The sequence below is a fragment of the Cupriavidus sp. HY129 genome (genome assembly GCF_059492215.1).
Genome location: NZ_CP083255.1, coordinates 647,047 through 672,813, shown reverse-complemented (window position 1 = coordinate 672,813; position 25,767 = coordinate 647,047). Strand labels below are relative to the sequence as shown.

Genomic DNA, 25,767 nt, shown 5'->3' with positions numbered 1-25,767 from the left:
TCGCCGTCCTTTCCTTCGAGTTTCGGAAACGCCATGACTGTCCCCTTGCTGATCGGCTCCGGAGCCGGATTTTCCGGTGACCGCACCGACGCCGCCCTGCCCGTGGTGCGCACGCTGATTGCCGCGGGCGGACCTGCCGCGCTGATCTTCGAAACGCTGGCCGAACGCACGCTGGCACTTGCGCAACTGGCACGCCGCGACGATCCCGAGCATGGCTACGAACCGCTGCTGGACCAGCTCCTGACGCCGGTCCTTGGCTTGTGCCTGGCCAACGACATTCCGATCGTCGGAAATTTCGGCGCGGCCAATCCGCGTGCGGCGGCCCGCCGTATCGGCGAACTGGCGGTGGCGCTGGGCCTGCCCGCGCCGCGTGTGGCCGTGGTGGAGGGTGACGACCTGTCGCACGACGAAGGTCGCGCGCTGCTGCGCGGTATCGTCGGCGACACTTTCCCGGAGGCGCGGTTCGTCTGCGCCAACGCCTACATCGGCGCGCAGGGCATTGCCGATGCGCTGCGCGACGGCGCGCAGGTGGTGGTATGCGGCCGCGTGGCCGATCCCGCGCTGGCCGTGGGCCCGGCGATGGCGCACTTCGGCTGGGCCTGGGATGACTGGAATCGCCTGGCTGCCGCGACGATGGCCGGCCATCTGCTCGAATGCGGCGCGCAGGTCAGCGGTGGCTATTTTGCCGATCCGGGCATGAAGGACGTGCCCGATGTCCACGCCGTCGGTTTTCCGATCGCGCGACTTGATGCCGATGGTGGCATCGAGATCTTCAAGGCGGCTGGCACCGGCGGCTGCGTGGATCTGCGCACCGTGAAGGAGCAACTTCTGTACGAGGTGCACGACCCCTGCGCCTACCTGACCCCCGACGTGGTCGCCGATATCGGCGAGGTGACCGTCGCGCAGGTCGGTCCGGATCGCGTAGCTGTCCGCAACATCCGAGGCCATGCGCGTCCAGACACGCTCAAGGTCAACCTGTTCTACCAGGGCGGCTGGATTGCCGAGGGCGAGATCTCGTATGCGGGCCCCAATGCAGCGGCGCGCGCGCGACTGGCGGCTGAAATCCTTGGTAAGCGCATGAAGGGTCTTGGTTTCGACGTGCCGATCCGCTTCGACCTGATCGGGGTGCTGAGCGTGTTTGCCGATGACGCCGGCGAGATGCTGGCGCGGCCACAGCCGCATGAGGCCGAGGCGCGCGATGTGCGCCTGCGCGCGGCGCTGGCGCACGAGGACAAGGCCGTGGCCCAGGCGCTGCTGCGCGAGGTCAATGCGCTCTACACCTGCGGCCCCGCGGGCGGTGGTGGCGTGCGCACGGCATTGCGTGCGCGCCTCAACGCGATGTCGTGCCTGGCGCCACGCGCCGCCGTGGCGCCGCGCCATACCCTGTTGTCCTGACCGGAGCCTGCCATGACCGTAACCACACAGCTCTACCGGCTTGCTCACGGCCGCACCGGCGACAAGGGCGACCGCTCCAACATCAGCGTGATTGCCTACGATGCCCGCGATTTCGATCACCTCGTCACGCACGTGACCGAGGATGCGGTGCACGCGTTGTTTGCGCATCGGCACCCAGGGGCCGTGAAACGCTATCTGGTGCCGTCGATCCACGCGATGAACTTCGTCATCGATGGCGCGCTCGATGGCGGCGTCAACGATGCGCTCAATCTCGATACACACGGCAAGGCGCTGGCGTTTCTGCTGCTGGACATGCCGATTCCCTTGCCGCCGCGGTTCGCCGGCGGCGCCTCATGATTGCCAAGCTGTTCCATCACAAAACAACTGGAGGAGACACAGATGTCCGCGTTTCGCAAGCCGCAGGCCCCCGCAGCCCTACTCGCTTTCGCTACATTCACGTGCCTGGCCTTGCCGGCCGGCAGTGCATGGGCCGAATTTCCTGACAAGCCGATCCGCTTTGTCGTGCCCTTCGCGGCCGGTAGCGCGACGGACCAGCTCGCGCGCGCCGTGGGCCAGGCCGTGACGCAGGAAGCGAAGGTGACCGTGGTGGTCGACAACAAGCCGGGCGCGAACGGCTTCATCGCCGCCGGCGACGTGGCGAAGGCCGCCCCCGATGGCTATACGGTGCTGATCACCACCAACACCACGCACGCAGCCAATGAGCACCTGTTCAAGAAGCTGCCGTACGACCCGGTCAAGGACTATGCGCCGCTGACGGCGCTGGGCCGTGGCGGCCAGATCATGGTGGTCAATCCGCAGGTACCGGCCAAGACCGTGGGCGAGTTCATCGCGCTGGCAAAGAAGGAGCCGGGCAAGCTCAGCTTCGGCAGCGGCAGTTCGTCGTCGCGTATTGCCGGCGAGCTGTTCCAGCAGATGGCGCACGTGGAACTGCTGCACGTGCCGTACAAGAGCAACCCGCTGGCGATCACCGACCTGCTCGGCAACCAGATCCAGATGATGATCACCGACACGGCGACGGGGCTGCCGCAGGTGAAGAGCGGCAAGCTGCGCGCGCTGGGTGTCTCTGGCAAGGCGCGCTCGCCGCTGGCGCCTGACGTGCCGACGATCGACGAGGCTGGCGTGAAGGGTTATGAGATGAGCTACTGGTTCGCGGCCTATGCGCCGGCCGGCACGCCGCCCGCAGTGGTCGGCAAGCTGAACCAGATGCTGGTCAAGGCCGCCAGGAGCGAGACGGCCGCCACTTTCTACCAGTCGACCGGTACCGATGTGTTCACAAGTTCGCCGGCCGAACTGGCGAAGTTCCAGGCGCAGGAATCGGCGAAATGGGGCCGCATCATCAAGGCGGCGAACATCCAGCCCGAGTAAGTTCGCCTCACGCAGAAACGGGTACGCTTTGCGCTGGCAGGGCGTTCCCGTGACAACTTGCGCCGCCACGCGCCGTGATTTCGCCTAGAGTGTCTGGATCGGAACGACTGGAGCGTGTCATGAGCCAGACAGGCAAGGGGTTTCGGAGTGAGCGGCGCGGTTTCCTGATCGGGGTGGCGTCCGCGGCGTTGGGCGCCGTGGCGTTGCCGGCGTCGGCACAGTCACTACGCGGCAAGCCGAGATCGAAGATCGGCGTAATCGGTGCCGGCCATATCGGCGGCACGATCGGGGGAATCTGGGTGGGTGTGGGGCATCCGGTGATGTTCTCGTCGCGCCATCCCGAAGAACTCAAGCCGTTGGTCGAGAAACTGGGATCGCTGGCACAGGCCGGGACCGTGGACCAGGCCCTCGAGTTTTCCAATGTCGTCCTGCTTGCCGTGCCTTATGGCGCGTTGCCCGAACTGGGCAGCCAGCATGACTGGAAGGGCAAGATCGTGCTCGACGCCACCAACGCGGTGGCGCCGCGAGATGGGGCGATCGTCGAGGAGGTCAAAGCCAATGGCATCGGGGTGACCACTGCCAAGTACCTGCCGGGCGCGCGCGTCGTGCGCGTCTTCAATTTCACAAGCGCGGGGTCTTTCGCGCGTGAGAGCAATCGCAAGGGGCCGTTGATGGCGGTGCCGATGGCGGGGAACGATGCCGGCGCGCTGATCATTGCCGGCAGGCTGGTACGCGATGCGGGCTTTCAGCCCGTGGTGGTGGGAGGCCTGTCCAGCGCCGACCGCTTCGCGCCGGGAGGCAAGTTGTTCCACATGGAGGGCACGGAAGCGGAATTCCGTCGTGCCATGGCGCAAAATTCCGCGCCGTGTGCCTGAGCCCGTGATGCCTGCTGTGAGACCTGATCAGTGAGACCTGATCAGTGAGATCTGGTGGCGGCCTTGCTTAGCGGCGCCGCCATTCCATCGCCACCATCGACGGCGTGAACCCGAGCTGGCCGAAGAATGCGGCTTCCGACGAGCGCGCCGCGCGTAGAACCCAGGTGATATCCGGATCGTTGCCCATGACATGCCGCAGCAGCGCGCGGCCGACACCGCGGCGGCGATGCTGTGGCGCCACGGCAACCATCGAGATATAGCCGTTTGCGATGTCGTCGCAGAGCGCGCGCGCGAAGCCGATGACCTCGCCGCCCTCCACCGCCACTGCGACGCGTTGCGAGTTGGCGATGAGCTGCGCGAACCGTTCGGGATTGCTGACCTGTTGTTCCCAACCATTGGCGGCAAGCAGACGCCGGGCTGCCTCGATATCTGCGGGCAACGGGTTGCGGATTTCCATTGACGATTCCTCCAGCCTGGTACTTGGGCACGCGCGCCTTACTCCCACGAAAGTGGGGGTACGCCAGTGCCTTCCGCCACGGGCGCGCGTATGGTTCGCGCGTTTTGGCGACAGAGTGTAGCTAAGCGAACACGGCTGCGTCAAACAACTTTATCCGTTAATCCCACGCGTTCGGTGCCGCACGAGGGCCTGCGCGGGGCCCTGTCGTGTCCCTTGGGCTAGCGGTATGATGCCTGCCATGAATGCCACGATCTTCTCCTCCGCCCACCCGGCAGATCAACTCGCCGAGTTCAACGACGCAGATAGCGCGCTGGCGCGTATCCGCGAGATCTATGACAGCTCAGTGGCCGCCGTGCGCGCGCGATTTGACGCGTTTGCCCAGGGCAAGCCGCTGCCGTCGGCCGCGCACGCGTGCTATCCGTATCTGGGCATCTCGGTCAATCTGGAGACGATGGTCACTGATAGCCGGCCTTCCTGGGGCACGGTGGCCTATCCGGGGGTCTATGGCACCACGGTGACGCGGCCGGACCTGCTGTGCGACTACTACCGCGACCAGATCGAGCGTCTGATGCGTTATCACCGCGTGCCGGTGGTGGTAGGGATTTCGCGCCGACCGATCCCGCTGCCGTTTGTGATCGAAGCATCGACCACCGATATCAGCTACACGCAGGCGCGTGAACTCGAGGCGTCATTCGTGCTGCCGGAACTGAGCCGCATCGACGACTCGATCGCCAATGGCACGTATGAGCCCACTCCGGGCGAAGCCTGGCCGCTGTCGCTGTTCTCGGCGGAGCGCGTGGATCTGGCGCTGCAGCGGCTTTATCACTACACGGGTACCGCGCCGCAGCATTTCCAGCGTTTCGTGCTGTTCACAAACTATCAACGTTACGTCGACGAGTTCGTGACACTGGGCCGTTCGCTGATGGCCGGTGACGGTGGCGATGGCTATGTGCGCTTCGTCGAGCCCGGCGACGTGATCCAGCAACTCGGCGAGCAAGAGCCGGATGACGCGACACGTCCACGTGCTTTGCCGCAGATGCCGGCCTACCACCTCGTGCGCGAGGATGGGCTGGGTGTCACGCTGGTCAACATCGGCGTGGGGCCTTCCAACGCGAAGACGATGACGGACCACCTCGCCGTGCTGCGCCCGCATTGCTGGCTGATGGTGGGCCACTGCGGCGGGCTGCGCCGCTCGCAGCAGCTTGGCGACTACGTGCTGGCGCACGCGTATGTGCGCGACGACCACGTGCTCGACCATGACCTGCCGCCCTGGGTACCGGTGCCGCCAATCGCCGAGATCCAGGTGGCATTGCAGGAAGCGGTGGCGCGTGTGACGGGATTGTCCGGTACCGAGATGAAGACACGGATGCGCACTGGCACGGTGGTGTCTACCGACGATCGCAACTGGGAACTGAAATCGAAGTCGCTCTACGCGCGCTTCAACCAGTCACGCGCGATTGCCATCGACATGGAGAGCGCCGCGGTTGCCGCCAATGGCTTCCGACTGCGTGTGCCCTACGGCACGCTCCTGTGCGTATCGGACAAGCCGCTACACGGCGAGCTCAAGCTGCGCGGCATGGCGAATGCGTTCTACCGCCAGCGCGTGAGCCAGCACATGACCATCGGGCTGGAGGCGATCCGCATACTGCGAGAGAACGGCGTCGAACAACTGCACTCGCGAAAGCTGCGCAGCTTCGACGAGCCAGCATTCCGATAAGACACCCGAGACACCTTCCTCCTTGTCTTCGTGAACGAAAAAAAGCGCGCGGTATCACCGCGCGCCTGGAATCGGAGTGAGCCGTCGCGAGCTCAGCCGTTTGACAAGGAGGAGAAAAATTGCCGCTTAGAAGCGATAGCCGACACCGGCGCTGAACAGCCACGGATTGAGCTGCACGTTCGATACCTTCTGGCCCGTTCCATTCGCATAGACGTTGCTCGAGATCCAGATCTTCTTGACGTCGACGTTGAGGAACCAGTTCTTGGTTACCTTGTAGTCCATACCGACCTGCAGGGCCGGGCCCACGCTCCAGCGGTCCAGGCCGAGGGAGTTGCCGGCGATGTCTGCGTTCCAGATGCGGGTCACGTTCACACCAGCGCCAACATAGGGGCGGAAGGTGCCATTCGGAATGAAGTGATATTGCAGCAGCAGGCTCGGAGGCAGGTGGCTGAACGTGCCGATCTTCGCGCCATCCAGACGGACATCCTGCTTTTGCGGAATCGTCAGCACCAGTTCAGCGGCGATGTTCGGCACGATGAAGTAGGTAACGTCCAGTTCCGGAATCCACTTGTTGTTGACGCTGATCCGGTCAGATGCGCCCACACCGCCAACCGGGTCGGACTTGTTGTCCATGTTCAGGAACGTGCCGCGCAGGCGGATCATCCAGTTGCTCTGCTGTTCGTCGGCGGCCACGGCCGGTGCCGAGAGCGCGCCGATCGTGGCGGCGGTCAGCGCCATGCAGATGGAGGAAACAAGGGTCTTGCGGCGGGGAGAGAGGGTAGTGGTCATGGTCGGGAAGCACTGGACATTGAAAATGTGCGCCCAGTGTGTCCCGTGGTTCCCTTGCAGACCTTGACATAGCACAAGCAAGAATCACCCTGCTCTCGAAAGGGGGATTGACCGTCGCCTGTGCGCGACAGATCGCCACCGCTTTGTGCAAACGGCGATCAAGCTTGTGCGGACAGGACTTCTATCCACATGCGGAATGATTCGTGGCGCCCACGCGGCCGCCCCCGTACGCTGTGCGCACGTGGTTGTGCACCGCGCATGTCGTGGGCGTCCGAGAGGACGTCTTTCGCGGTGTGCCCTCTGGGGGGAGGGCACACCGGTTTTCTCGGATGCAGGGCATCCGACAGTCATCAGGCCGCCCTGGCCTGCACGGCTTCCGACATGTCGCGGGTCTGCAGATGGCGATTGATACCGGAGACCACGGCCTTCAGTGACGCCGTGACGATGCTGGGATCGACGCCCGCGCCGAAGCCCGTGGCCGAGTCCGCAACGCGCACTTCGACATAGCAGGCTGCGTTGGCATCGGCGCCCGTGGTCATGGCGTGCTCGTGATAGTCCATCACACGCACCGCTACGCCCAGGCTGCGCGTGAACGCATCCACTGCCGCATCGATCGGACCATTGCCCGTGCCACGCATGCGCATCGGACGACCATCGCGCACGATATCGATTTCCACTTCCGCGGCGGCGTCGCTGGCCGATACCATGCGATGCGATACGTAGCGCAGTGGCGCCTCGACGTCGAGATACTCGCGGCGGAACAGTGCGTAGAGATCCGCCGCGCTGGCCTCGAGCCCGGTTTCATCGGTCATGGCTTGCACTGCGCGGCTGAACTCGATCTGCAGGCGGCGCGGCATGTAGATGCCGTGCATCTGTTCGAGCAGATAGGCCATGCCGCCCTTGCCGGACTGGCTGTTCACACGGATCACCGCGTCATAGCTGCGTCCGAGGTCGGCCGGATCGATTGGCAGGTAAGGCACCTCCCAGATCGCATCGTCCTTCTGCTGGGCGAATCCCTTGCGGATCGCATCCTGATGCGAGCCCGAGAATGCCGTGAAGACCAGGTCGCCCACGTACGGATGACGCGGATGCACAGGCAACTGATTGCAGTGCTCGACGCACTGGCGCACTTCGTCGATATCGGAAAAGTCCAGTTGCGGGTCCACGCCCTGCGTGTACAGGTTCAGCGCCAGCGTGACCAGATCCACATTGCCGGTGCGCTCGCCGTTGCCGAACAGGCAGCCTTCCACGCGATCGGCGCCGGCCATCACGGCCAGTTCCGCCGCCGCCACGGCAGTGCCACGATCGTTGTGCGGATGCACTGACAGCACGATGTGCTCGCGCCGCGCCAGACGGCGATGCATCCATTCGACCTGGTCCGCGAACACATTGGGGGTGCTGCATTCCACCGTGGTCGGAAGATTCAGAACCATCGGTCGGTTGGCATCGGGCTCCCACACGGCGGACACCGCGTCCGATACTTCGAGCGAGAAGTCGAGTTCGGCCAGGCTGAAGGTTTCGGGCGAGTACTCGTAGGTCCATGCGGTTTCCGGCATGGCATCGGTCAGCTCACGGATCAGGCGCGTGCCGGAGACGGCCACTTCCTTGATCTCCTCGCGCGATGTATTGAACACGATGCGGCGCCACGCGGGCGCGATCGGATTGTAGAGATGCACCGTTGCGCGCCTGGCGCCGCGCACGGACTCTACGGTGCGACGGATCAGGTCATCGCGCGCCTGGGTCAGCACGACGATGTTGACGTCTTCGGGGATGCGATCTTCTTCGATCAGCATCCGCACGAAATCGAAATCGGTCTGCGATGCGGAGGGGAATGCCACCTCGATTTCCTTGAGCCCGATCTTGACGAGCTGTTCGAAGAATCGCAGTTTGCGCGCGCTGTTCATCGGCTCGATCAGCGCCTGGTTGCCGTCGCGCAGATCGGTGCTCATCCAGCGCGGCGCGCGCGTGATCTGGCGCGACGGCCAGGTTCGGTCAGGCAAGTCGACCGTGGTGGCGGGGCGATATTTGGTGGATGGATCCTGCAACATGGGCATGGGAATTCTCCTTCCTCGCTAAGGGAAGATGCGACGAATGCGTCAAAAATGGAAAACGGACGGAAAAACGGTGGCGAAAGGCTGCCGAACTGCCACAGGGCTCTAGGCCCGGCAACCGATCGGTAGGCTTAGCAGTAGCGAGGAAGCGCCCAGGGCGCGGCACGACAGCAGGCCCGCGACGCACGCGCGCACGGCGGCATCGATGCGCAAGGCATCGGCGGCGTGGCGGAGGTTGAGTGCGGTGGCGGTCATCGTGCTGGGAAATGTGTCGCAGCGGTTGCGCGACTCAAGGAGCGTAGTGCAGAACACGGGCTGGCGTCAACCCGGGATCGGACGCGGATCCGCGTGGATGCGTGCTGCATTGGTGCGATCTGCGGCCGTCATGGCGGTTGCGTCTTCCGACAAAGGGATGAAACGAGCCTCTTGTGTTGGTTCGCACTCAATCCTCTGGCCGGTATTGCATCCGCCGCATCGCGCCTAGTCTGATTCTGGGAACGGGCCCAAAACTACAAGAGGGGATCATCATGCGGACACGTACGTGGACCACATGGCTCGCCTGTGCGGCGATCGCCATGCTGATGGTGGCATGCGGCGGCGGAGGCGGTAGTTCGGGCTCGGGATCGGCGCCATCCGGCGGCGCGGGCAGTGGCGGTAGCGCCGGCAGCGGCGGCTCCGCCGCGGTGGCAACGTCCTATACGCTGGTGTTGAACCAGACCTCGGGCAAGGTCGCGGTAGGCGACACGATGCCGCTGACTGCGTCAGTCGTTGACAATCTTGGCAATGACGTTACCGGTTCGACCACATTCGCCTGGTCGACCATCAATTCCTCCATCGCCGTCGTGGCGAACGCATCGGTACCGGGCGGCGCAGTGGTGACCGGCGTGGGTCTGGGTATCGCCAACATCAGCGTGGTGGCGACCGTGACCGGCGCCAATAATGCGACGACCGTGCTGCCACAGGCATCGGCGACGATTACGGTGGTTGCGCCGGGTAGCAGGACGTACAGCCTCGCGCTGCCGTACCCATCGCTTTCGATGACGGACGGGCAGACCCTGCGCGTGACGGCATCCTTGATCGACAGCGACGGCGCGGATCGCTCCGCCAGTGCCACCGGATGGACCTGGCGCAGCACCACGTCGGCGGTGCAGGCGGCAGGCGTGGCCAATGTCGGCGTGCTGCTTGGCGTCAATGCGGGCAGCACCGTCGCCCTGTCCGTGGTCAGCGTTCAGGTCACGGCACCGGATGGCAGCACCCTGACCGGCGCTTTCCCGGTGTCGGTGTTCCCGACCGGTGTATCGAGCTACCGGCTCGTGTTGTCGCAGAACGGCTCGCAGATCAACGCGCTGAACGTGCTCAACGGCTACCCACAGACGTACCTCTCGCAGGTGGTGCGTAGCGATGGAAACGACTCGACCCCAGATTTCACCGGCCTGTGGACCTTTACGACCACATCGCCATCGTTACTCGTGTTGCCGGATTCCTCGACACGTCTCACCACGGTCAGCACCGGTCGGCCGAACGGTGCGTCACCGCTCCAGAGCATTCTTTCGGAGATGGCCGGCAGCTTGACGTTGAGCGCAAAGCCGCGCGCCACGCTGTTCGTCACGGAGCAACCAACCTGGGCGCTGGTCTACAACGGTCCACAGCCATTGGTAGTGAACCGCCTGGCTGGCGCGACCATCGCGGTGCAACTGCTGCATCGTGGTGTGGATGAGGGCATCACCGGTTGCGGGACGAGCTGGGCGTGGTCGACGACGAGCAGCAATATCGTGGTCGCGCAGTCGGTGCTTGCGCCCAACTCGGCGTCGATCCTGCCGACGGCGGCTGGCCCCTTCTCGGTCACGGCGACATGCACGGCCGGGGTGGAGGCCATGCCGCTGTCGATCACGATTCCGGGCACGGCACAGTAACGTACTCCGGCGGGGTGCGTACCCGTTTCTGCGGACGCATGCCTCCTTGGTTCGCTCCCCTTTCCCGCTTGCGGGAGAGGGGCCGGGTGAGAGGGATCAGCGGCTCAAATTGCGACAAGGTGGCAAGCAGAGCCTCCACGCCCTCTCACCCAACCCCTTGCCTGCGCCGTGGGAGAGGGACGCAGGCGGATCAAGGCGTACCCATTTCTGCGTGCCTGAGTTGCATCCCCACAAATGAAAACGGCGACCTTTTCAGGTCGCCGTCGTCAGGCATCATCCGTCGATCCGGTCGTCAGGATTTGCGCACGAAGCGGACAATATGCTCGTTGCTGGCGCTGCCCGACTCTGTCGACTTGGTCGAGGTATTGGATCCGCAGGTGCTGCATCCACTATTCGTATCGCACCCTGTGGCGCAACCGGCGGCCTCGCGAGGTGCGAGTCGCCGCGCGACCCAGCCACGCCAGCCGCTGGCCGATGCGCCGCCCAGCCCTGCCGCCAGACTCGCCTTCACGCGCTCGCGTGTGCGCGGCATGTAGCGGCCCACCACGTGCAGGGCGCAGGCCAGCACGATCAGCGGAACCACCAGCGTTTCAAAGGCTTGATAGAGCGTCATGGTCTTTGTGCCTGTTCAACTGAACATCAACGCCACGCGGTACGTGATAAACGACGCGAGGTAGGCCAGCCCGCCCAGATAGGCGACGGAGGCGGCCATCACCTTCCAGGAGTTGGTTTCGCGACGGATCACGGCGAGCGTGGAGATGCACTGCGGCGCGAAGACGTACCACGCCAGCAGCGACAGCGCGGTGGCCAGCGGCCACTGAGCGGCAATCATCGGTGCGAGCTGCGTGGCCACGGCGTCGTCACTGCCGGACAGCGCGTAGACCGTACCCAGCGCGCCCACGGCGACCTCGCGCGCAGCCATGCCGGGCACCAGGGCGATACAGATCTGCCAGTTAAAGCCGATCGGGGCGAAGACATGCTCGAGCGCGCGCCCGATCATCCCCGCGAAGCTATAGTCGATTGCCGGCATGGTGGCGCCTTCGGGCGGCGACGGGAACGTCGCCAGGAACCACAGCAGCACCGTCATCGTCAGGATTACCCGGCCGACGCGTGACAGGAAGATGCGGGCGCGTTCCCACAGGCCAATGGCGATGTCGCGCGGATTCGGCACGCGATACGCCGGCAACTCCATCAGCAGCGGATGCTCGGTGTGGTCGCGGCGGAACCACTTGAGCACGTACGCCACCAGCAGCGCGCTGACGATGCCGGCCACGTAGAGCACGAAGAGCACCAGGCCCTGCAGGTTGAACAATCCGGCCACCGTGCGTTCCGGAATGAATGCGGCGATCAGCAGCGCGTAGACAGGCAGGCGTGCCGAGCAGGTCATCAGCGGCGCCACGAGAATGGTCGTCAGCCGGTCGCGCGGATCCTGGATCGTGCGCGTGGCCATGATCCCCGGAATCGCGCAGGCGAAGCTGGAGAGCAGGGGAATGAACGAGCGGCCGGACAGGCCCGCGCTCATCATCAGGCGGTCAAGCAGGAACGCCGCGCGTGGCAGGTAGCCCGATTCCTCGAGCGTCAGGATAAACAGGAACAGGAACAGGATCTGCGGCAGGAACACGATCACGCTGCCAACGCCCGCGATGATGCCGTCCACGATCAGGCTCTTGAGCATCCCGTCGGGCATCGTCGTGCCGACCAGCTCGCCGAACCAGTGCACGCCGGCCTCGATGCCGTCCATCAACGGCGTGGCCCACGAGAACACGGCCTGGAACATGAAGAACAGCAGCACCGCCAGAATGACCAGGCCGAAAACCGGGTGCAGCACCACGCCGTCGAGCTTGTCCTCGAACTGCGCGGTGCGCGTGGGCATCGTGACGGCGACGTCGAGCAGCCGCTTGACCTCGGCGTGCGTATCAAGCTCCGACACGCTATCGAGCGGCTGGGCCGGCGGCGCCGGTGGCAGCGTGTCGTCGAACAGCTTGATCAGCGATGCGGCGCCATCGTGCTTGACCGCGACGGTTTGCACCACTGGCACGCCAAGTTCACGCGACAGCGCTTCGCGATCGATCTTGATGCCGCGCCGTTCGGCGGCATCGCTCATATTCAGCACCACCACCATCGGCACCCCAAGGCGGCGCAGTTCCAGCACGAAGCGCAGGTGCAGGCGCAGATTGGTGGCGGCCACCACGGACACGATCAGGTCCGGGCGCGTCTCGCCCGGGCGCTGGCCCAGGCAGACCTCGCGCGTGATGGCTTCATCCAGGCTGGCGGAGTCCAGGCTGTAGGCGCCCGGCAGGTCGAGGATGCGAACCGTGCGACCGCCCGGCGACACGAACTGGCCTTCCTTGCGTTCGACGGTGACGCCCGCGTAGTTGGCCACCTTCTGGCGGCTGCCGGTGAGACGATTGAACAGTGCGGTCTTGCCGCAGTTGGGATTGCCTACCAGCGCAATGCGCAGGGCGGCGGTGGGATTCTGTGCGACTGACATGTGAGTGCGAAGGGGCAGGCCGGTTACGCGATGCGCTGCGATGGCGGCGCTTCGGTTTCGCCGGCTGGCGCGATGCTGGTCACGGTGGCGCTGGCCACTTCCACGGTGATGCGGGCGGCTTCCGAGCGGCGCAACGCGAATCGCGAGTAGCCAACCTGGGCAACGAGCGGATCCCTGCCGAACGGTCCGAACGCGATGATCTGCACGGTCTCGCCGGGCACGAAACCCAGGTCGCGCAGACGGCGCGCAATGGGATCATGCGTGAATTCGTCATCCACGGATTTCACGACAGCGGCAGTGCGCCGGGGCAGTTCAGACAACCGCATATGCTTCCAGTCCAGGGGCGCGATCAGCGCCGCGCGGCAGGCTCGGAACCTGCCGGGTACGTAAATAGAAATCGTTCTCGATTGTATAGCATTCGTAGCAGTTTGGCGCTTTGACGGTGGTTTACCGCGCATCGCAAATTGGGAAATCGACGACGATTTGCCCCCGGTAAACCCCCCTTATGTACCGAATAACACAATTGCGGTATTGGTTGCGAAGTTGCCTCGGGGCTAAGCTGCAAGCACGCTGAACACCCCGTTCCACGCGTACTTCTCAAGCCACTGGCTTCGGCCAGTGGCTTCTTCTTTTGGCGCATTCCTGGCGTGTTCTTGCCGAGTGACTAGATGTCTGCCTCGCTGGCGGCCAGCCTGACCATTTCGACGAAATGGTCGCGTGCCGGGTGATCCGGCGCCTGTTTCCACACGCAATACACCTCCGAGGGCACGGTCGCATCCGCAAGTGGCCGAAACGCGGCACCTGCCATGCCGGAGCGCGCCATCGCAGCCGGCACCACGGCAATCCCCATCCCCTGTGACACCAACGACACCACGGACAGCCAGTGCCGCACCTCATGGCGAATCTGGGGATAGAAGCCGTGCGCGGCGCACATGTCGAAAATGCGGCTGTAGTAGTCGGGCGACGCCTTGCGGGAGAACAGGACGAATGGCTCGCCGCGTAAGTCAGTGAGCGCTACCGTATCCTGTTGGCCAAGCGGATGCTTGGCTGACATGCAGCAGACAAACGGTTCGCGGTGCGCCAGCGTGGTGGCCAGCTCATCCGGCACGCGGCTGGTATGGACAAAGCCCGCATCGAGTTCACCGTGTAAAAGTGCATCAATCTGCTCTTGCGAGTTCAGCTCGGTCAGGGCCACGTGGATGCCGGGATAGCGCGCCTGGAATTCCTTCAGGCGCTGGGGCAGGCCACGATAGAGCATCGACCCCACGAAGCCGACCCGCAGCCGTCCCACCGCGCCGGCCTCGATCTCCCGCGCCAGCAGGCGGGCTTCCTCGGCCTGCGCCAGTAGCGCCATGGCCGATTCCCGAAACGCGCGTCCGGCCGCGGTCAGGCGCACGCCACGGCTGTCGCGTTCGAACAGCCGGGCGCCGACCGAGGCTTCGAGTTGCTGGATATTGAGCGATAGCGGCGGCTGCGAAATCGACAGTCGCCGGGCGGCGCGCCCGAAATGAAGTTCCTCGGCGAGCACAAGGAAGTAGCGCAGATGTCGGAATTCCATGGCGATACAAAATTTGTATTGATCGAGCCAATTTTAGAATTAGACACGAATCGTTGGGGTTTGAATAATGGACGCAAACCATCCCGCCCGACAGCCGCCCGACAGGCATCGTGTCCAGGACGGGGACCTCCAGGAGACAATTCATGCCGACCAGCGCCGCGCGTCCAGCCGCGTCCACCACCGTGTACCCCGAAGTTGCCGCGCATCCGGTGCCAGATCGCCATGGCGCGAGTCTGTTCACGGCCGATCCGGACCTGCGCGCGCTGCTGCCGCTTTACCTGCCGGCCGACCTGTTCAACCACCTGCTGCCGCACCTCGAGCGCATGGGCGCACTGGCCGGCGGCGTGCTCGACGAACTGGCCAACGAGGCCGATCACGCGCCGCCCACGCTGTCGCACCGCACCCGCACCGGCCTTGATGCCCAGCGCATCCACAAGCATCCGTCCTATGTGGAACTGGAGCGCGTGGCGTTCTCGGAATTCGGGCTGGCTGCGGTGTCGCATCGCGGCGGCGTGCTCGGCTGGGACAAGCCGATGCCCCCGGCCGCGAAGTACGCACTGACCTACCTGTTCGTGCAGGCCGAATTCGGCCTGTGCTGCCCGCTGTCGATGACCGATTCGCTGACGCGCACGTTGCGCAAGTTCGGCGATCCGGCGCTGGTCGACCGATTCCTGCCGAACCTGACCACGCAGGTGTTCGACGACCTCTATCAGGGCGCGATGTTCATGACCGAGCAGGGGGCCGGCTCTGACGTCGCTGCCACGACCACCCGCGCGATTCGCGACGACAACGCCGAGGGCGGCTGGCGTCTGGTGGGCGACAAGTGGTTTTGCTCGAATCCCGATGCCGCGCTGGCGATGGTGCTGGCGCGGGTGGAGGAAGCCGACGGTTCGGCCGTTGCCGGCATCAAGGGCGTCTCGCTGTTCCTGTTGCCGCGCACGCTGGCGGATGGCAGCGCCAACCACTTCCGCATCATCCGTCTCAAGGACAAGCTCGGCACACGCTCGATGGCCAGCGGCGAGATTCGGCTGGAGGGCGCGCACGCCTACCTGGTTGGCGAACTGGGCCGTGGTTTCGTGCAGATGGCCGACATGATCAACAATTCGCGCCTGTCCAACGGCGTGCGAGCGGCCGGCCTGATGCGCCGGGCGCTGACCGAGGGCCAGTTCATCGCCCGCGAGCGCCGCGCGTTCGGCAGGCGCCTGGCGGACATGCCGCTGATGCGTCGCCAGTTGCTGAAGCTGACGCTGCCCACGGAGCAGGCGCGCACGATGGTTTTCCAGACTGCCGAAGCCCTGCGCCGTGCCGATGCGGGCGATGCCGACGCCTATCCGCTGATGCGCATCCTGACACCGCTGATCAAGTTCCGCGCCTGCCGCGATGCGCGCAAGGTCACGGGCGATGCGATGGAGATCCGCGGCGGCTGCGGCTACATCGAGGAATGGAGCGACCCGCGCCTCGTGCGCGACGCGCATCTCGGTTCCATCTGGGAAGGCACGAGCAATATCGTCGCGCTCGACGTGCTGCGCGCAATTCGCCGCGAGGGCTCGCTGCCCGTGTTGCAGGCACACCTGCAGGCGCTGCTTGGCGATACGCCGATGCATGCCACTGCGCGCGCCACGTTCGACCTGGCGCTGGCCAACACCGTCGCGCTGGCGACCCGTGCGGCAGACGCTGGGGCCGATGGTGACGTGCTGGCGCGTCAGGCAGCTTCCGCGCTGTATCACGTGACCAGTGCCGTCGCCATGGCATGGGAAGCCGGCCAGATCGGTTCGGTTCGCCGGATGCGGCTGGCGCAACTGGTGCTGGTGCATCGCGTGCTGCCGCAGGATCCGCTCGGCGGCGGCGTCGAACCCGAGTGGCTGGCCGAAACCGTGGAGCCGCCCGCCGATGGCGTGGTGCGCGCGGCGGGGCCCGTGGACCAGATCAACGTGTTCTGACGGCTCACCCAGAGAACACCCAGGCAGTACGGTGCGCCCGCAACGGCGCACCTCGCGCGCCCGCGGCGCGCATTCCAAACATAAAAAGCTTTACCGGAGACAACCCATCATGCCCCAATGGCACCGCCGCGCGGCCCTTGCCGCGCTGACCTCGTTGGTCGCCTGCACGTTCACGCTCACCACCACACCGGCCTTCGCGCAGAAGGAATTCCCGAGCAAGCCGATCATGCTGGTGGTGACCTATCCGCCCGGCGGACCTACCGACGCGATGGCCCGCACGCTGGCCGCTGCGTTGAAGAACAGCCTTGGCCAGCCCGTGGTCGTGGAGAACCGCGCGGGAGCGGGCGGCAACATCGGCGCGGAAGTCGTCGCGCGTGCCGAGCCCGATGGCTACACGCTGATGTTCGGCACGTCGGCGCCGCTGGCCATCAACGTCAGCCTGTATCGCAAGATCAACTACGACCCGGTCAAGAGCTTCGCGCCGGTGATCCAGATTGGCCAACTGCCCAATGTGCTGGTGGTAAATCCGAGCGTGCCCGCGAAGAACGTGCAGGAGCTGATCGCGTACAGCAAGGCGCATCCGGGCAAGCTGTCCTATGCGTCGTCGGGCAATGGCGCATCGTCGCATCTGGCCGGTGTGCTGTTCAACAACCTGGCCGGCACCGATTTCCAGCATGTGCCATACAAGGGCACCGGCCCGGCGCTCAATGATCTGCTGGGTGGGCAGGTCAGCATGACCTTTACCGATGTGCTGACCGCGCTGCCGTTCATCAAGAGCGGCAAGGTGCGTGCGCTCGGGGTGACCACGAAAGGGCGTTCGCAGGCATTGCCCGATGTGCCCACCGTGGCGGAACAGGGTGTTGCCGGCTTCGATGTTTCGGTATTCTTCGGTGTGGTAGCACCTGCCGGTACGCCGCCGGAAGTCATCCGCAAGCTCAATCACGCATTTGCCGATGCGTTGGCACAGCCAGACGTGCGCAAGACGCTGCTGGCGCAGGGGCTGGAGTTCGCGCCGGCCACCACGCCAGAGCAGCTTGGTGGTTTCGTGAAGTCGGAAGTCGGCAAATGGCGTTCCGTGGTGCAGAAGTCGGGCGCGCAGCTCGACTGATCATGACAAGAACAGGAGGAGACATGACGCCATTCACACCCGGCGCGCTGGCAGGCATTCGCGTAGTCGATCTGTCGCGCATTCTGGGCGGCCCGCTTTGCGGCCAGATCCTCGGCGATCACGGCGCAGACGTACTCAAGATCGAGCCGCCGCAGGGCGATGACACACGCACCTGGGGGCCACCGTTCCGCGATGGCGTGGCGTCGTACTACTTCGGCCTCAATCGCAACAAGCGCATCATGAAGCTGGACCTGACGGCCGATACCGACCGCGAAGTCTTGCTGACGCTGCTGGCCGATGCCGACGTGCTGATCGAGAACTTCAAGACCGGCACGCTCGAGAAATGGGGCCTTGGTTTCGATGTGCTGTCGCAGCGCTTCCCCCGGCTCGTGCATTGCCGCGTGTCCGGCTTCGGCGCCGATGGTCCGTTGGGTGGCCTGCCGGGTTATGACGCGGCGATCCAGGCGATGGCCGGCATCATGAGCATCAACGGCGAGGCCGACCGGGAACCGCTGCGAGTTGGTTTGCCCGTGGTGGACATGGTCACTGGTCTGAACGCCGCGCTGGGCGTGCTGCTGGCATTGCAGGAGCGAGAGCGCAGCGGACGTGGGCAGTTCGTGGAATCGGCGCTATATGACTCGGGCTTGTCGCTGTTGCATCCCCATGCGGCCAACTGGTTCATGAGCGGCAAGACGCCCGCGCGCACCGGTAACGCGCATCCGAACATCTACCCGTACGACACGGTGGCCACCGCGACCGATCCGATCTTCCTTGCCGTCGGCAACGATCGGCAATTCCGCATCCTGTGCGAGTACCTCGGCGTGGCGGAGCTGGCCGACGACGAACGCTTTGCAACGGCAGGCGCGCGCTCGGTCAACCGGGCGCAATTGAAGGGCACGCTGGAATCGAAGCTGGCCACGTGGGACGGGAAGGCGCTGGCCGACGAACTGTCTGCGGCCGGTGTCCCGTGCGCACCGGTGTTGTCGGTGCCCGATGCACTGACGCATCCGCATACCGCCCATCGCGAGATGGTGGTGGAGATGCCCGGCGGCTACAAGGGCCTGGGCGCCCCGGTCAAACTGAGCCGCACGCCGGCGACGTACCGGTATGCACCGCTGACCGAAGGCAACCAGTTCCTGCCGCGCGAGGCGGCGAACGATTGAATTGGGTGTCAACCGTTGGTATGCGCACCCCTCTCCCGCGCGGGAGAGGGGTGTAAAAACGACCTCACCGCTTCTTACCCCGGAATCATCCCCGTCAGCCAGTACGCCTGGATCATCGTGATCACACCCACGATGGCTGCGAACAGCAGGCTGTGCTTCACGGTGAAGCGGAACAGTTCCGACTCCTTGCCGACCAGACCCGTCGCCGCGCAGGCCACTGCGATCGACTGCGGCGAGATCATCTTGCCTGTTACGCCGCCCGTGGTGTTGGCGGCCACCAGCAGCGTGTCCGATACGCCGATCTGATGCGCGGTCGTATGCTGCAGCGAGCAGAACAGCGCGTTCGACGACGTATCCGAGCCGGTCAGGAACACCCCCAGCCAGCCCAGCAGCGGCGAGAAGAACGGGAACGCCGCGCCGGTTCCGGCCAGCAGCAGCGCCAGCGTCGATGACATACCGGAGTAGTTGGCGACGAACGCGAACGCCAGTACCAGACCGATCGAGGCGATCGGACGGCGCAGTTCCAGCAGCGTTTCCTTGAAGGTGGTGATGGCATCGCTCGGCTTCATGCGCAGCAGCACCGCAGAGATGATGGCGGTCAGCAGGATCGCGGTACCGACGGCCGACAGCAGGTCGAGCTTCAGCACAGCCTCGTAGGGCTTGGGCGATGCCACGATCGGGGCGCTCTTGATCACGAGTTGGTCGAGCATCGGTACCTTGAACTTCAGTACCGTTCCCGCCAGCGCGCCGTTGCCGGCGAACAGCGCCTTGAACGGTGCCAGGCTCCAGACCGTGACGATGGCGGTCAGAATGCCGAACGGCGCCCATGCGCGCACGGTCTGGCCGAACGTGTAGGGCGATGCTTTGCGGCTCGCGGGCGCACCCATACCGCCACCGAACCCGGCCATCGCCACAGTGCCGCCAGCCGCAACCGTGCCACCAGCCGCTTGCGATGCCGAGCGCGGTTGCCACACACGCAGGAACGCGGCGAGCGAGATCAGACTGACCAGTGCCGACGTGATGTCCGGCAGCTCGGGACCGATGTGGTTCGACGTGAAGTACTGCGTGACGGCGAAGCTGCCACCGACGACCAGCGCGGCTGGCCAGGTCTCGCGCACGCCTTTGGCGCCATCCATCATGAACACCAGCCAGAACGGCACAGCCAGCGACAGCAGCGGCAATTGGCGGCCCGCCATCGCGCCGATATGCATCGGGTCGATGCCCGTGACCTGTCCGGCCACAATGATCGGAATGCCCATCGCGCCAAACGCCACCGGCGCGGTGTTCGCGATCAGGCAGAGCCCGGCCGCATAGAGTGGGTTGAACCCGAGCCCGACCAGCAGCGCGGCGGTAATCGCCACCGGTGCGCCGAAGCCCGCCGCACCTTCCAGGAACGCCCCGAAGGCAAAGCCGATCAGCAGCATCTGCAGGCGCTGGTCATCGGTGATCGACAGCACCGACGCGCGGATGACGTCGAACTGCCCGGTCTTGACCACGATCTTGTAGAGGAACACCGCGGTGACGATGATCCACGCGATTGGCCACAGGCCATAGGCAAAGCCGAATCCGGCCGCGGCAAATGCCTGCTGTGCCGGCATCCCGTACGCGAAGATCGCCACGGCCAGCGCCAGTGCCAGCGTGACAGCTGCCGCCACATGGCCCTTCATGCGCAGTACCGCGAGCGCGACGAAGAAAAACAGGATGGGTATCGCCGCCGCGAGCGCGGACAGCCAGAGGCTGCCCAGCGGCGTATAGATCTGGGTCCAGGGTTGCATCTGGAAGTCTCCTTGGTGGTTTGTCTGAATTCTTTTGGTGGGATGCCGCTCGATGCCGCTACTCGGGCTGGTTGCGTGCGTCGAGCAGGTCGGAGAGGCTCTTTGGCGCCGGTGTCAGTGGCTTGCGATGCTGCGTCCAGCCCATCTGCCGCGAGGGCGTCAGCGCCCGCAGCCGGGTGGCGGCCCAGCGGAACAGGCGGTACGTGGTGGGGTGGGCGAACGCGCCGCTCCAGAAGCGCCAGACCAGATGCTCGCGGCGACTGAACTTCGCGCCCTGGCCCTTGAGCGGGTGCGGCACGGCCTCGTCGGGGTTACGGTTCGACTCAGTGCGCAGCCGCACCAGCAGCTGCGGAATCGGAATGCGCACGGGACAGACCTCGCCGCACGCGCCGCACAGGCTCGATGCCGTTGCCAGGTCGGCCGTGGCGTCGAGGCCGAGCAGGTGGGGCGAGATGATCTTGCCGATCGGGCCCGGATAAGTCGTGCCGTAGGCATGACCGCCGATGCGCGTGTAGACCGGGCAGTGGTTCATGCACGCGCCGCAGCGAATGCACTGCAGCGTGGCGCGTAGCTGCTCGTCGGCGTATGCCTGGCTACGGCCGTTGTCGAGCAGCACCAGATGGACTTCGCGCGGACCATCCTGCTCATGCGGCTTGCGTGGGCTCGAGATCAGGTTGAAGTAGGTGGTGATGGGCTGCCCGGTCGCGGAACGTGTCAGCAGGCTGGAGAGCGGCACGATGTGAGACAGCTTCGCCACCACCTTCTCCATGCCCATGACGGCGATATGGACGTCGGGCACCGTGGTGGAAAGACGGCCATTGCCCTCGTTCTCCACCAGCCACAGGGTGCCGGTGTCCGCCGCCGCGAAGTTGACGCCGGACAGGCCGATATCGGCCTCGACGAAGGCCTGGCGCAGCGCGCGGCGGCCGGTCTGGATCAGCGCATCCACGTCTTCCGTGTACGGCGTATCGGGGATGTGTTGCTCGAACAGCGTCGCGATATCGGCCTTGGTCTTGTGGATCGCCGGCATCACGATGTGCGATGGCTTCTCGCCGGCCAGCTGGACGATGTACTCGCCCATGTCCGATTCGATGCAGTCGATGCCGCGCTCGGCCAGGTAATGGTTGAGTTCCATCTCCTCGCTGGCCATCGACTTGCCCTTGATCACGCGCCGGGCAGCGTGGCCCTGGGCGATCCGCAGGATGATTGCGTTGGCTTCATCGGCGGTTTCGGCCCAGTGGACCTGCACGCCGGCTGCGGTCAGATTGCCTTCGAGTTCGACCAGCAGGTCGGGCAGATTGGCCAGCGCGTGCTGGCGGATGGCTTCGCCAAGATCACGCAGGTGCTCGAGTTCGTCACCGTCGGGGAACTGCACGGCCCGCTTCTGCTGGAGGAAGTCCATCGCGCCGCGAAAGCTCTTGCGCAGCTTGGGATCGTCGAGTGCGGCGCGCGCGCGGGCGCGAAAGTCCTCGGTGGGAACGAAATGCAGGGGTTGCTGGCTCATCGCGAGGTTTCTCCGTCGGTCACGATCACGACCCACAGCCTGCGTGGGCCGTGCGCGCCGTAGGCCAGCGTCTGCTGGATGTCGGAGGTCTTGGACGGGCCGGAGACCATCACCAGATTGGTCGGCATGCCGTCCGACCAGCGCTCGGCACGCGCGGCGGCATGAAGGTCAGGGTGCAGCGTCGATGCGTAGACCAGCGCGATATGCGTGGGCGGCACCAGCGACATCGTGCGCGGCGATCTGGCATCGGGCGCCAGCACCAGCGTGCCGGTAGCGGCCAGGCCGGAGCGGGCCACGGTGAAGCCGGCATCGACGGTATCGAACAGTTCCGCCTTCCAGGCTTCGAGCGGACGATCGAACGTTACGGTGTCGATGCTGGATGGCAGCGCCCGCGCAAGTGCGGCGCCTTCGGGGCAATCGCGGTCCAGAAGCAGTCGGCGCACGCCTTCGTTCGCCAGCCGCCGCGCGACCCATGCGGGCCAGCTTGCCGCGTCGGTGCAGATCACGTCGGCGTGGGAGGCAGTCAAGGCGGCCTGCATCGAGGCGACCATCGCGTCGATCGACGGTGCCTGACCACGACGGCCATCGAAATGGTCGTCGATCCGCTGGTCCAGTTTCTGGGTGTCTTCGGTCAATGTCGCACCGGAAGTGGGCGCGGCGGCACGCAGCCGCCCGATCATGCGTTCGCGCGCGCTCATCGTCGTCATTCGGCACCTCCGGTGCGGCGCCACAGGAACGACGCCAGATGCTCGACCGGCAGCGGCGCGCCGGTGTGGGCGGCGGCATGGCCGATATTGAGCAGGCAGCCGCAATCGGCGGAGACGAGCCGGTCGCACCCGGTGGCGCAGGCGGAGGCCACCTTGTCGCGCACCATCGCGCCGGAGATATCGGCGTGCTTGAGCGAGAACGTGCCGCCAAAGCCGCAGCATTCGGACTCGCGCTCGTGCTCGACGCGTGTCACCCCGGGCAGTGCGTCCACCAACGCCACGCCGTGGCTGCGCGTGCCCATTTCCCGGCGTGCCGCGCAGGATGTATGCAGCACCACGCGCTCGTGCGGCGCGTTGGCGGGCGTGGCGTCGAAGCGCACATGGAGCACATTGAGCAGGAATTCGGCGAGTTCGTAGACGCGGGCGGCAATGTCACGGGCCAGCGCAGCGGCTTCAGGGTCGCTGGGGTCGTCGGCGAACAGCGTGGGCCAGTGATGGCGCATCATGCCGGCGCATGAGCCGGACGGCACGATGATCGGCCAGGGTTCCCGGAACAGGTCCAGCTGCGCACGGGCGACCTTGCGAGCCTGTTCGGGGTTGCCGCTGCTGTACGCCGGCTGGCCGCAGCAGCTTTGTCCGCGCGGAAAGTGAGCGGTCAGGCCTTCGCGCTCGAGCAATCGCACGGCATCCAGGCCGGCCTGCGGGACGAAGAGATCAACGAGGCACGTGCCGAACAGGTACACCTGCTGTGGCGCGGTGGTGGGGTACTGCCTGGATTCCATTTGTGAGTCTCCGGATGGCGGCGCAACCTGCCCGGCAAGGCGCTGCGACATTTTTGGGCGCATAATTCCCGCTCTCGCGCCGGAGCACAAATTGGTTGGACCAGTTGCCGGAACGGCCGGATTTCAAGGGATGAGGGATGGGGGCAGGCAACGCACGCAACCGTGTGGAAGACATCATGCGCAGGATGGAAACCGCGCTGCTGGACGGCACCTGGCCCGTCGGCACGCGGCTGCCTGCGGAGCGTGTTCTGGCGGAGCAGTTCGGGGTGGCGCGAAACACGATCCGCGAGGCGATCCAGCGCCTGGCGGCGCGAAACCTGCTGCAAAGCCGGCGCGGCGCGGGCGTATACGTCACCGATCAATTGCGCACGGGCATCGCCTCGCCCTGGGGCCAGCTCGTGGCCGATCACCCGGCGCTGCGCGATGACATTCTGGAGTTCCGCCGGGTGCTGGAAGGCGCCACCGCCTACTTCGCGGCGTTGCGTGCCGATGCGGCGGATCTGAAGCGTATACGCGCGCTACTCAAGGAACTGGAGCGCTCACGCATGACGGATGACAAGCGCGCCGAGGCCGATGCGGATGCCAGGCTGCACGACGCCATCGCGCAGGCATCGCACAACACGATGTTCCTGCATCTGCATACCAGCGTGATTGGCATGTTGCGCGAGCACATCACGATCAACGGCACGGGGCTGCGCGAGGCCGATGATGAATCGTCGGACCTGCTGCTGCGCCAGCACCGCACGCTTTGCGAGGCGATTCTGGCGCGCCGGCCGGAGGAAGCCCGCACGGCGATGCAGACGCACATCGACTTCGTGCGGAGCAAGGTCGACTAGTCTTTCCGCATATTGGTCGTACCAATTTCTGCGTACGACAAAGCAATGAAATCAAGCACTTGGCTGAGCGCCTACACAAGCCCGGCCGTGGTCAGTTCGCGCTTTACGTAGGCATAGAAGATCGGTCCCGCGATCACGCCGGGGATGCCGTAGAGCGTTTCCATCACCAGCATCACCGTCAGCAGCTCCCATGCGGCGGCGTGTATACGCGCACCGATGATCCGCGCATTGAGGAAGTACTCGAGCTTGTGGATCACCACGAGGAACAGCAGCGACACCACCGCGATCGGCAGCGAGACCGAGAGCGAGGCGATGACGATGGCCGTATTCGAGATCAGGTTGCCCAGCACCGGCAGCAGTCCGGCGATAAACGTGATGGCCACCAGCGTCTTGGAGAGCGGCAGGTGCTGGTGGAACAGGGGCAGCAGCACCAGCAGGTAGATCGCGGTCAGGATCGTGTTGACGAGCGAGATCTGGATCTGCGCGAAGATGAACTGCGAGAACGCAGTCTGCAGCGTACGGGCCCGGTCCACCAGTGCCAGGGCGAGCGGACGACGGTTCGGGCGGGAAATGGCGCGGTACAGCGCGACCATCGCGCCGATGATGAGGCCGACGAGGATATGGACCAGCGTGCGCAGGATATCGGCACCAAGCCGCTGCGCCATCTGCGCGTGCTCACGCAATGCCGAGATCAGGGTCGTGGCGAGTTCGTCGACCCCGTTGGGCAGGTAGTCGCTCAGCCAGGCTGGCAACTGGGCGCGAGAGCGGTCGATGATGTCGGCGGAATGGTCGAGCAGCCGGTCCAGCGTATTGCCGTCGCCGCTGACGAAGCGGATGAGCGCCCAGATGCTGCCGGTCAGCACCAGCAGGATGATGGTGGACAGGATGGCCACAGCGATGGCGTCGCGGCGCGAATGTAGTCGCATCAGCCGTGGCGCCAGCACATCCACCAGAGAGTAGAGCAGCAGGCCGGCGAGCAGCGCGGACACCAGGTTGGCGTGCATCACCAGCAGCAGGGCCCCGGCGGTCAGCACGTACGACACGGCCTTGACGCTGAACCAGGCGGCGGGAGTCAGGGGCCGGGTTTGGTCAGGCTGTTCGGTGCTGCCGGTTCCGGCGCGGTCTTTGGTCTGTTCGGTGTCCAATTCGTTGTCCAACTGCGGCATATCTCGGCTGAGAGCGGGGCGTTGCGGAAATGAAGCAAGGAAGCAATCGCCACGATTGTCGATGCCGGGCGTAACAATGGCAAGACAGGATGACGAGACAAGCAGATGACGGGACAAACCGTGCGGACGATTGCTCGGGCGTGATACTTGCAGC

The 25,767-nt window shown here is 65.2% G+C and carries 22 protein-coding genes; 10 read left to right on the top strand and 12 right to left on the bottom strand.

The annotated features are described in order from the left end of the window. Nucleotides 1-33: 33 nt before the first annotated feature. The 4 genes from K6G35_RS19450 (at nucleotide 34) to K6G35_RS19435 (ending at nucleotide 3,656) form a co-directional block, all read left to right on the top strand. Nucleotides 34-1,395: an acyclic terpene utilization AtuA family protein gene (locus K6G35_RS19450; RefSeq protein ID WP_035882992.1), complete on the top strand. Its 1,362-nt coding sequence runs from the start codon at nucleotides 34-36 to the stop codon at nucleotides 1,393-1,395. Between the two features lie 12 nt (nucleotides 1,396-1,407). Continuing rightward, nucleotides 1,408-1,752 (top strand): AtuA-related protein, encoded by a 345-nt coding sequence (locus tag K6G35_RS19445; RefSeq protein WP_035882993.1) that lies wholly within the window; start codon nucleotides 1,408-1,410, stop codon nucleotides 1,750-1,752. A 42-nt stretch (nucleotides 1,753-1,794) separates the two neighbouring features. Further along, entirely contained in the window at nucleotides 1,795-2,781 is a 987-nt protein-coding gene (locus K6G35_RS19440) for a Bug family tripartite tricarboxylate transporter substrate binding protein (RefSeq protein ID WP_035882994.1), read from the top strand. 119 nt (nucleotides 2,782-2,900) lie between these two features. Then, a complete protein-coding gene (locus K6G35_RS19435; protein WP_495676874.1) occupies nucleotides 2,901-3,656 on the top strand; it encodes an NADPH-dependent F420 reductase in 756 nt (251 codons plus the stop codon). Between the two features lie 67 nt (nucleotides 3,657-3,723). Here K6G35_RS19435 and K6G35_RS19430 read toward each other — a convergent pair whose 3' ends face one another. Further along, complete coding sequence (locus K6G35_RS19430; protein ID WP_008646522.1) at nucleotides 3,724-4,113, bottom strand: GNAT family N-acetyltransferase; 390 nt, start codon at nucleotides 4,111-4,113, stop codon at nucleotides 3,724-3,726. A gap of 226 nt (nucleotides 4,114-4,339) precedes the next feature. On the opposite strand from K6G35_RS19430, the gene K6G35_RS19425 reads away from it, so the two are divergent. Next, nucleotides 4,340-5,830, top strand: a complete 1,491-nt coding sequence (locus tag K6G35_RS19425; RefSeq protein WP_008646521.1) for an AMP nucleosidase — start codon at nucleotides 4,340-4,342, stop codon at nucleotides 5,828-5,830. A 126-nt stretch (nucleotides 5,831-5,956) separates the two neighbouring features. On the opposite strand, the gene K6G35_RS19420 is transcribed toward K6G35_RS19425, so the two are convergent. Both K6G35_RS19420 and leuA read right to left on the bottom strand, forming a co-directional pair. After that, complete coding sequence (locus K6G35_RS19420) at nucleotides 5,957-6,619, bottom strand: OmpW/AlkL family protein (protein ID WP_369799899.1); 663 nt, start codon at nucleotides 6,617-6,619, stop codon at nucleotides 5,957-5,959. Between the two features lie 350 nt (nucleotides 6,620-6,969). After that, nucleotides 6,970-8,667, bottom strand: coding sequence for a 2-isopropylmalate synthase (gene leuA, locus K6G35_RS19415; RefSeq protein ID WP_187192314.1), 1,698 nt, complete (start codon nucleotides 8,665-8,667; stop codon nucleotides 6,970-6,972). Nucleotides 8,668-9,197: 530 nt separating this feature from the next. Between leuA and K6G35_RS19410 the strand changes: the two genes are divergently transcribed. Next, complete coding sequence (locus K6G35_RS19410; RefSeq protein ID WP_152415003.1) at nucleotides 9,198-10,583, top strand: hypothetical protein; 1,386 nt, start codon at nucleotides 9,198-9,200, stop codon at nucleotides 10,581-10,583. 292 nt (nucleotides 10,584-10,875) lie between these two features. Here the strand turns inward: K6G35_RS19410 and K6G35_RS19405 are convergent, their stop codons facing one another. The 4 genes from K6G35_RS19405 to K6G35_RS19390 all read right to left on the bottom strand — a co-directional run bounded on the left by K6G35_RS19405 (nucleotide 10,876) and on the right by K6G35_RS19390 (nucleotide 14,632). Then, on the bottom strand, nucleotides 10,876-11,196 hold the full coding sequence (locus K6G35_RS19405) for a DUF6587 family protein (protein ID WP_286882456.1): 321 nt from the start codon (nucleotides 11,194-11,196) through the stop codon (nucleotides 10,876-10,878). Between the two features lie 15 nt (nucleotides 11,197-11,211). Beyond that, on the bottom strand, nucleotides 11,212-13,074 hold the full coding sequence (feoB, locus tag K6G35_RS19400) for a ferrous iron transport protein B (RefSeq protein WP_035882999.1): 1,863 nt from the start codon (nucleotides 13,072-13,074) through the stop codon (nucleotides 11,212-11,214). A 23-nt stretch (nucleotides 13,075-13,097) separates the two neighbouring features. After that, entirely contained in the window at nucleotides 13,098-13,400 is a 303-nt protein-coding gene (locus K6G35_RS19395; RefSeq protein ID WP_008646172.1) for a FeoA family protein, read from the bottom strand. Nucleotides 13,401-13,738: 338 nt separating this feature from the next. Next, complete coding sequence (locus K6G35_RS19390) at nucleotides 13,739-14,632, bottom strand: LysR family transcriptional regulator (RefSeq protein ID WP_008646173.1); 894 nt, start codon at nucleotides 14,630-14,632, stop codon at nucleotides 13,739-13,741. A gap of 143 nt (nucleotides 14,633-14,775) precedes the next feature. Here K6G35_RS19390 and K6G35_RS19385 point away from each other — a divergent pair, with 143 nt between their 5' ends. From K6G35_RS19385 to K6G35_RS19375, 3 genes are all read left to right on the top strand, one after another. Next, nucleotides 14,776-16,572 carry an acyl-CoA dehydrogenase family protein gene (locus K6G35_RS19385; RefSeq protein WP_008646174.1) on the top strand — a complete coding sequence of 599 codons (1,797 nt, stop codon included), beginning with the start codon at nucleotides 14,776-14,778 and terminating at the stop codon, nucleotides 16,570-16,572. 109 nt (nucleotides 16,573-16,681) lie between these two features. Continuing rightward, nucleotides 16,682-17,680, top strand: coding sequence for a Bug family tripartite tricarboxylate transporter substrate binding protein (locus K6G35_RS19380; RefSeq protein ID WP_008646175.1), 999 nt, complete (start codon nucleotides 16,682-16,684; stop codon nucleotides 17,678-17,680). Between the two features lie 23 nt (nucleotides 17,681-17,703). Continuing rightward, nucleotides 17,704-18,843 carry a CaiB/BaiF CoA transferase family protein gene (locus K6G35_RS19375; protein ID WP_035883000.1) on the top strand — a complete coding sequence of 380 codons (1,140 nt, stop codon included), beginning with the start codon at nucleotides 17,704-17,706 and terminating at the stop codon, nucleotides 18,841-18,843. Between the two features lie 74 nt (nucleotides 18,844-18,917). Here K6G35_RS19375 and K6G35_RS19370 read toward each other — a convergent pair whose 3' ends face one another. The 4 genes from K6G35_RS19370 to K6G35_RS19355 are packed head-to-tail and all read right to left on the bottom strand — an operon-like array spanning nucleotide 18,918 to nucleotide 23,611. Further along, entirely contained in the window at nucleotides 18,918-20,618 is a 1,701-nt protein-coding gene (locus K6G35_RS19370; protein WP_008646178.1) for a lactate permease LctP family transporter, read from the bottom strand. A 58-nt stretch (nucleotides 20,619-20,676) separates the two neighbouring features. After that, on the bottom strand, nucleotides 20,677-22,122 hold the full coding sequence (locus tag K6G35_RS19365; RefSeq protein WP_035883001.1) for a LutB/LldF family L-lactate oxidation iron-sulfur protein: 1,446 nt from the start codon (nucleotides 22,120-22,122) through the stop codon (nucleotides 20,677-20,679). Further along, nucleotides 22,119-22,829, bottom strand: a complete 711-nt coding sequence (locus tag K6G35_RS19360; RefSeq protein ID WP_495676873.1) for a LutC/YkgG family protein — start codon at nucleotides 22,827-22,829, stop codon at nucleotides 22,119-22,121. The genes K6G35_RS19365 and K6G35_RS19360 overlap by 4 nt, the downstream gene beginning before the upstream one ends. Next, the gene (locus tag K6G35_RS19355) at nucleotides 22,826-23,611 is read right to left on the bottom strand and encodes a (Fe-S)-binding protein (RefSeq protein ID WP_186425824.1); all 786 of its coding nucleotides are present in this window, start codon (nucleotides 23,609-23,611) and stop codon (nucleotides 22,826-22,828) included. Before K6G35_RS19355 ends, K6G35_RS19360 begins: the two co-directional genes overlap by 4 nt. Nucleotides 23,612-23,748: 137 nt before the next feature. Between K6G35_RS19355 and K6G35_RS19350 the strand changes: the two genes are divergently transcribed. Continuing rightward, on the top strand, nucleotides 23,749-24,447 hold the full coding sequence (locus tag K6G35_RS19350; RefSeq protein WP_495676872.1) for a FadR/GntR family transcriptional regulator: 699 nt from the start codon (nucleotides 23,749-23,751) through the stop codon (nucleotides 24,445-24,447). Nucleotides 24,448-24,518: 71 nt separating this feature from the next. On the opposite strand, the gene K6G35_RS19345 is transcribed toward K6G35_RS19350, so the two are convergent. After that, entirely contained in the window at nucleotides 24,519-25,613 is a 1,095-nt protein-coding gene (locus K6G35_RS19345) for an AI-2E family transporter (RefSeq protein WP_186425825.1), read from the bottom strand. Between the last annotated feature and the right edge of the window lie 154 nt (nucleotides 25,614-25,767).

Excerpts from the sequence above, each read along its gene's own strand:
- K6G35_RS19345 (WP_186425825.1), bottom strand. The coding sequence starts at position 25,613 with ATGCCGCAGTTGGACAACGAATTGGACACCGAACAGACCAAAGACCGC.
- K6G35_RS19350 (WP_495676872.1), top strand. The coding sequence starts at position 23,749 with ATGGGGGCAGGCAACGCACGCAACCGTGTGGAAGACATCATGCGCAGG.
- K6G35_RS19440 (WP_035882994.1), top strand. The coding sequence starts at position 1,795 with ATGTCCGCGTTTCGCAAGCCGCAGGCCCCCGCAGCCCTACTCGCTTTC.
- K6G35_RS19435 (WP_495676874.1), top strand. The coding sequence starts at position 2,901 with ATGAGCCAGACAGGCAAGGGGTTTCGGAGTGAGCGGCGCGGTTTCCTG.
- K6G35_RS19370 (WP_008646178.1), bottom strand. The coding sequence starts at position 20,618 with ATGCAACCCTGGACCCAGATCTATACGCCGCTGGGCAGCCTCTGGCTG.
- K6G35_RS19445 (WP_035882993.1), top strand. The coding sequence starts at position 1,408 with ATGACCGTAACCACACAGCTCTACCGGCTTGCTCACGGCCGCACCGGC.
- K6G35_RS19375 (WP_035883000.1), top strand. The coding sequence starts at position 17,704 with ATGACGCCATTCACACCCGGCGCGCTGGCAGGCATTCGCGTAGTCGAT.
- K6G35_RS19380 (WP_008646175.1), top strand. The coding sequence starts at position 16,682 with ATGCCCCAATGGCACCGCCGCGCGGCCCTTGCCGCGCTGACCTCGTTG.
- feoB (WP_035882999.1), bottom strand. The coding sequence starts at position 13,074 with ATGTCAGTCGCACAGAATCCCACCGCCGCCCTGCGCATTGCGCTGGTA.
- K6G35_RS19390 (WP_008646173.1), bottom strand. The coding sequence starts at position 14,632 with ATGGAATTCCGACATCTGCGCTACTTCCTTGTGCTCGCCGAGGAACTT.
- K6G35_RS19365 (WP_035883001.1), bottom strand. The coding sequence starts at position 22,122 with ATGAGCCAGCAACCCCTGCATTTCGTTCCCACCGAGGACTTTCGCGCC.
- K6G35_RS19430 (WP_008646522.1), bottom strand. The coding sequence starts at position 4,113 with ATGGAAATCCGCAACCCGTTGCCCGCAGATATCGAGGCAGCCCGGCGT.
- K6G35_RS19405 (WP_286882456.1), bottom strand. The coding sequence starts at position 11,196 with ATGACGCTCTATCAAGCCTTTGAAACGCTGGTGGTTCCGCTGATCGTG.
- K6G35_RS19410 (WP_152415003.1), top strand. The coding sequence starts at position 9,198 with ATGCGGACACGTACGTGGACCACATGGCTCGCCTGTGCGGCGATCGCC.
- leuA (WP_187192314.1), bottom strand. The coding sequence starts at position 8,667 with ATGTTGCAGGATCCATCCACCAAATATCGCCCCGCCACCACGGTCGAC.
- K6G35_RS19450 (WP_035882992.1), top strand. The coding sequence starts at position 34 with ATGACTGTCCCCTTGCTGATCGGCTCCGGAGCCGGATTTTCCGGTGAC.
- K6G35_RS19425 (WP_008646521.1), top strand. The coding sequence starts at position 4,340 with ATGATGCCTGCCATGAATGCCACGATCTTCTCCTCCGCCCACCCGGCA.
- K6G35_RS19360 (WP_495676873.1), bottom strand. The coding sequence starts at position 22,829 with ATGACGACGATGAGCGCGCGCGAACGCATGATCGGGCGGCTGCGTGCC.
- K6G35_RS19355 (WP_186425824.1), bottom strand. The coding sequence starts at position 23,611 with ATGGAATCCAGGCAGTACCCCACCACCGCGCCACAGCAGGTGTACCTG.
- K6G35_RS19385 (WP_008646174.1), top strand. The coding sequence starts at position 14,776 with ATGCCGACCAGCGCCGCGCGTCCAGCCGCGTCCACCACCGTGTACCCC.
- K6G35_RS19395 (WP_008646172.1), bottom strand. The coding sequence starts at position 13,400 with ATGCGGTTGTCTGAACTGCCCCGGCGCACTGCCGCTGTCGTGAAATCC.
- K6G35_RS19420 (WP_369799899.1), bottom strand. The coding sequence starts at position 6,619 with ATGACCACTACCCTCTCTCCCCGCCGCAAGACCCTTGTTTCCTCCATC.